5 protein-coding genes are annotated in these 4,096 nt (G+C 56.9%); all 5 read right to left on the bottom strand.

Annotated features, from left to right (window positions below):
• On the bottom strand, positions 1-173 hold a 173-nt coding region (locus tag B3P58_RS05190), incomplete at its 3' end, for a DUF484 family protein (protein WP_286716404.1).
• An 11-nt stretch (positions 174-184) separates the two neighbouring features.
• Positions 185-1,015, bottom strand: a complete 831-nt coding sequence (gene dapF, locus B3P58_RS05185; protein WP_230331046.1) for a diaminopimelate epimerase — start codon at positions 1,013-1,015, stop codon at positions 185-187.
• Positions 1,016-1,027: 12 nt separating this feature from the next.
• Positions 1,028-2,281, bottom strand: coding sequence for a diaminopimelate decarboxylase (gene lysA / locus B3P58_RS05180; protein WP_145467762.1), 1,254 nt, complete (start codon positions 2,279-2,281; stop codon positions 1,028-1,030).
• Between the two features lie 8 nt (positions 2,282-2,289).
• Entirely contained in the window at positions 2,290-2,421 is a 132-nt protein-coding gene (gene lptM / locus B3P58_RS05175) for an LPS translocon maturation chaperone LptM (RefSeq protein WP_222428519.1), read from the bottom strand.
• Positions 2,422-2,500: 79 nt separating this feature from the next.
• On the bottom strand, positions 2,501-4,096 hold a 1,596-nt coding region (locus tag B3P58_RS05170), incomplete at its 5' end, for a class I adenylate cyclase (protein WP_286716403.1).

Genomic DNA, 4,096 nt, shown 5'->3' with positions numbered 1-4,096 from the left:
ACGTTGCGCTGGCGGTGTACCGACAACTGGCGTTCAACCAGACTGGTCGCCGCGCCGGCATTGTGCGGTACACGCAGATCGGCCAGTAAGTCGTCTTTGCCGATAAAAAAGTCCGGGTGGTCCTGCAGGTACTGCACGACATCGGCATCGGTTAAGCGGGGTTGCTGGCTCATTCCTGTCCTTCCTAAATATTGATCCGGCCTTCGAAGACCGTCACCGCCGGGCCAGTCATGCGTACACTTGACTGACCATCCCATTCTATAAACAAATCACCGCCGGGCAATGACACGGTAACACCGGGCTTCAGCCAGCCACGCAGCTGACCGGACACCACCGCCGCACAGGCACCGGTACCACAGGCGAGGGTTTCGCCCGCACCGCGTTCGTACACGCGCAGGCGGACATGGTGCTCGTCCACCACCTGCATAAAGCCGACATTCACTTTACGCGGGAACAAACGGTGCGGTTCGATCAGTGGTCCCCACTGCTCAACCGGAGCCGTGTCGATATCCTCAACACGCAGTACCGCATGGGGGTTGCCCATCGAAACAGCACCCAGCGCCACCTCACCAATGCCTTCGATGTTCACTTGATATTCAGGTGCAAAGCCATCGGCGATAAACGGAATCTGCGCTGGTTCGAGTACAGGCTTGCCCATATCGACCACCACCTGACGATCGTCGGTCAGGTGCAGTTCCATAATGCCACTGGCAGTTTCAACGCGGATATCACGCTTGCCGGTCAGGTGCTGATCGTAAACAAAACGGGCGAAACAGCGCGCGCCGTTGCCACAGTTTTCTACTTCACTGCCATCGGCGTTAAAAATACGGTAGCGGAAATCCACATCCGGCTTACTGGGCTGTTCAACGATCAGCAGCTGATCGAAGCCGATACCGAAATTCCGGTCTGCCAGTTCACGCACCCGGTCCGGACGGATATGACCACTCTGGGTGACCAGATCGATCACCATAAAGTCATTTCCCAGACCGTGCATTTTGCTGAACTTTAACCACATAGTTGTATTCGCTCAGTTGGCCGGCAGAACAGATTCACCAGCATAGAGGCTGGCAATGGTTTCGCGCTCACGCACCACATGGGCCTGAGTACCATCGACCATAATCTCGGCAGCGCGGCCACGGGTGTTGTAGTTGGATGCCATGACAAAACCATAAGCACCAGCCGACATTACCGCCAGCAGATCGCCTTCGCTCAGTGCCAGCTCGCGGTTCTTACCGAGGAAGTCACCGGTTTCACACACCGGGCCAACCAGATCGTAAGTACGCAGCGGCGCATCGCTGTTCTCAACCACAGGTTTGATGTCCTGCCAGGCGCTGTACAGCGCCGGACGGATCAGGTCATTCATCGCACCGTCAATGATGGCAAAGTTTTTGTGGTCGTTCAGCTTCAGGTATTCCACACGGGTGAGGAATACACCGGCATTGGCGGCCACAGAACGGCCCGGCTCAAAAATCAGTTTAAAGCGACGCTCGCCCAGACGGGCTTTAACCGCGGCAATATATTCTTCGGCACTGGCTGGTGTTTCATCACGGTACTGCACACCCAGACCGCCACCCAGATCGAGGTGCTCAATGGTGATGCCCTGCTCTGCCAGGGTATCGATCAGCACCAGCAGACGATCCAGCGCGTCGAGGAACGGACGGATCTCGGTCAGCTGACTGCCAATATGGCAATCCACACCTTTCACTTCAAGGCCCGGCAGGCTCGCCGCTTTGGCGTACACGCGCGGCGCATCGTTGATATCGACGCCGAACTTGTTGTCTTTCAGACCGGTGGAAATATAAGGGTGGGTCTGGGCATCGACATCCGGGTTAACGCGCAGGGAAACGTGCGCTACCTGACCGCGCTCGGTGGCTACCGCACTCAGACGCTCCAGCTCGGCTTCGGACTCGACGTTAAAGCAGTAAACGCCCACTTCCAGCGCGCGCGCCATTTCATGAGCCTGTTTGCCTACACCGGAGAACACCACTTTTTTCGGGTCTCCGCCTGCCGCCAGCACACGCTCCAGTTCGCCCAGGCTGACGATATCGAAACCGGCACCCTGTTGCGCCAGCACGTTCAGTACTGCCAGGTTGGAGTTGGCTTTAACCGCGTAGCACACCAGATGCGGCCATTCGCCCAGAGCTTTGGTGTACGCGTTGAAATGTTGTTCCAGAGCGGTACGGGAATACACGTACAGCGGCGTACCGTGCTGGCTGGCCAGTGCGGCAAGAGAAACCTGTTCGGCGTGCAGCACGCCATTCTGATATGTAAACATCGGCATGGTGAGGATTACTTTTCCATAGAATCTGCGGTGGCAGGAGCATCCTCCGGCAGATACAGCGGGCCTTTTTGTCCACAGGCAGACAGTCCGGCTGCCAGCAGCAGGGACAGTAAGATGAAAACAACGGGGCGTGCACGCATCATCGGGAATCTCCGGAATTTGGCGGCATTATACGGGGATTCCTGCACACTGTCTGCGGCTGCAGAAGGCAGATAATACTCAGGGATTGCTGTCGTTCACGGCCTGATTCAGACGATTTTCAAGGCGCTGCTTTACCTGCAGGTGCTCAATAATACTAAAGCTGTCAGGCAGCACGATATCACTCAGGCAAAGAGGATAGGCTTCATGACTGCTGCGCAGACGACGCACCTCCGCCGCCACTTCGCGGTAAAGATCACCACCAAATTGCCAGGCACTGTACTCCAGATTATTGCAGTACAGAGTGGGTTGCTGCTGCGCATCCAGCACCGCGCGCAGGTCGATGCTGGCACTCTGCTCCGCCAGCTCCGGCAAGCGGCGGCGCACCATCTCAAACTCATAGCTCTGTGGTTTACGGCGTAATTCAAACAGCATCAGCTTACGTGGCTGCACCCGCCCGCTCTGCTGCTGCCAGCGCTGATCAAGCTGGCGCAGAAAACGCACCAGCGGCAATAACCACTGACTGCTGTTACCGCTATCCGGCCACTGCTGATGCAGCAATGCGCCTTTTTCGTCGAGAAAATAAAAGAACAAGCGCCCGTCTTTGCGCCAGTAAAACAGCTGCCACAAGCCACTGCGACTCTGCTCAAAGATCAGCCGCAACGGGCTGGAATGCAGCGCTGCACGGTCGAGGATATAGGGCGTAAAATGGGTAAGTGGGCGCTGCAGCAGCGCCAGTAATTTCATCGGGGAATCGGCAATGCGCAGCTGTACCCCCTCACGGCTGTTTTCCAGCAGGTAATAGGTTTCGGCGGCTTCGATCAGATAAGGCGAGCGCGGCTGTGCGCTGAAATGATTGAGCACATCATCCAGCAGTTGCTCGACACGGATGCGAATGGCACTGGAGCGGGTGGCGCAGTGGCACTGAATATTCATCGCCGGCCAGCCAAACTGTTTCACCTGCGGCAGGTACTGCAGCATATGTTGCAGACACTGCAGCATGGCGGCATCGCCGCTGAAGCGTTCCACCAGCCATTCGCCCCAGCTGTTAATGCTGACCAGATCGATGGTCAGAATCAGGTTTTCGCGCGCGGCACTGTAGCCCAGTGCATCGTCGCGGTTACTGATTTTCTGCATACCGCGGCGGCTCAACTGATGCTGCGGATCAACACCGACGTTAACCATTAAATGCCACTGCAGCGGCCGCGCCGGATGGCGGAAATCTTCGGCCTGTGGCTGGTATGGCTGCAGCGAACGGATCACCTGCAGCACTTCTTTCAGCTCATAAGTACTGAGCGGGTTGTACTGCGGATAGAGCGCAATCCGCGTATGACTCTGCAGCAGTTCATTAAAGCGCGCGAAACACAGCAGCTCGACCAGACTGGGCGATTGTTTCAGAACCTGTTCGCGGTCGGGTGCGGCGCCGGGATCAGCCTCGTTACGGCGGAACTGACCGGGAATTAATTGCCAGACATTCTTGCGCAGATTCAGCGACAGCTTTTCCTGCCCCAGCGACGGGCTGATACCCGGATTGATGCTGATTATTTTTCCCGGCCGGGTATCGAAGGCAGCGTATAAGCGGTTACCCAGCACCTGCAGATCACCTTTGCTGATATGCAGGCGCGGCGCGTATTTCTGACTGAAGCCGGCCAGAAAGCGATAGCTGCTGAGCATCTC

The organism is Thalassolituus sp. UBA2009 (assembly GCF_002335285.1).
Classification (GTDB): domain Bacteria; phylum Pseudomonadota; class Gammaproteobacteria; order Pseudomonadales; family Oceanobacteraceae; genus Venatoribacter; species Venatoribacter alkanivorans.
Note: the sequence above shows the minus strand (reverse complement) of the source record. Positions and strands in the feature narration are given on the sequence as shown.